Source organism: Moorena sp. SIO4E2 (genome assembly GCF_010671945.1).
Taxonomy (GTDB): domain Bacteria; phylum Cyanobacteriota; class Cyanobacteriia; order Cyanobacteriales; family Coleofasciculaceae; genus Moorena; species Moorena producens.
The window spans coordinates 1-1,129 of the sequence record NZ_JAAHIE010001370.1 but is presented as its reverse complement, the minus strand read 5'-3'; the positions used below and the strand labels follow the sequence as shown (position 1 = coordinate 1,129).

Sequence of the window (1,129 nt, the reverse complement as noted above, 5' to 3'; positions counted from 1 at the left end):
TTTCAATGGGGTGAGCTACAAAGCTCCTAAGTTAATGGGAGTAGGGATTAAGACCTGAGGGGGTGATAACAAGGGTAAAAAGGTGGCTTGTCACTCCCTTTGGGATGCGATCGCATTTAGTACTCGATTCTAGTTTCTGCACCAGCGAAAGTCACACAACAACCCAAACCAAAGTATCTCAGTGGTAAACTGCAAAGAGATCAAAAGTGCAGACCCGGTGGTGCGTTACGGGACGGGCTATCCCAACACTGGCTACGAGGCGGAAAATTAGGGCTCGCCCGTCCCTAACGCACCCTACGCACTACATTCTGAATTCTACTAACCATCAACCATCAACCTTCCAACCTCCTAACCATCAACCTTCAACCTTCAACCTTCCAACCTCCTAACCTTCAACCTTAAAACCTTCAACCTTCCAACCTCCTAACCTCCTAACCTTCCAATCCCATTGGTTAAACAACGACTCGATAAATTATTAGTAGACCTTAACCTGTGTGAATCCCGACAGCGAGCTCAGGTGCTGATTCGTGCCGGTGAAGTAATGGTAGATGGACAAATATTAGATAAGCCGGGAACTGAAATTAAGACCACGGCTCAGATTCAGGTGAAAGAGAAACCCCCTTTTGTATCCAGAGGAGGGCAAAAACTTGCCAAAGCCTTGGAGGTATTTGGAATTTCAGTAAAGGGACGCATTTGCCTAGATGGTGGGATTTCTACCGGTGGCTTCACCGACTGCTTGCTAAAAGCTGGAGCAAAACAGGTTTATGGTGTTGATGTGGGATATGGACAAGTAGCCTGGAGTCTGCGCAATGACCAGCGGGTGGTGTTGAAAGAACGTACCAACTTACGCTATCTTCAGCCTGCGGACTTGTACGGTGTTTCACCAGTCCCGAATCAGGGTCAAGTCTATGCTGATTTAGGCGTAGTGGATGTTTCCTTTATTTCCTTAACCAAAATTCTTCCTGCTCTATGGCAACTGCTATCCCCTCCCCGTGAAGTAGTGTTGCTAGTCAAGCCTCAGTTTGAAGTTGGTCGTGACCGTGTCGGGAAAAAGGGAGTAGTCAGGGACCCCCATTACCGTGCGGATGCGATCGCAAACGTTCTAGAATCCGCCAAACAGCTAGCTTGA

At 47.8% G+C, this 1,129-nt stretch carries 1 pseudogene; it reads left to right on the top strand.

The features are described 5' to 3' along the window. Positions 1-448 precede the first annotated feature (448 nt). Positions 449-1,123, top strand: a pseudogene (locus F6K37_RS43760) (TlyA family RNA methyltransferase); the annotation flags it as partial. Between the last annotated feature and the right edge of the window lie 6 nt (positions 1,124-1,129).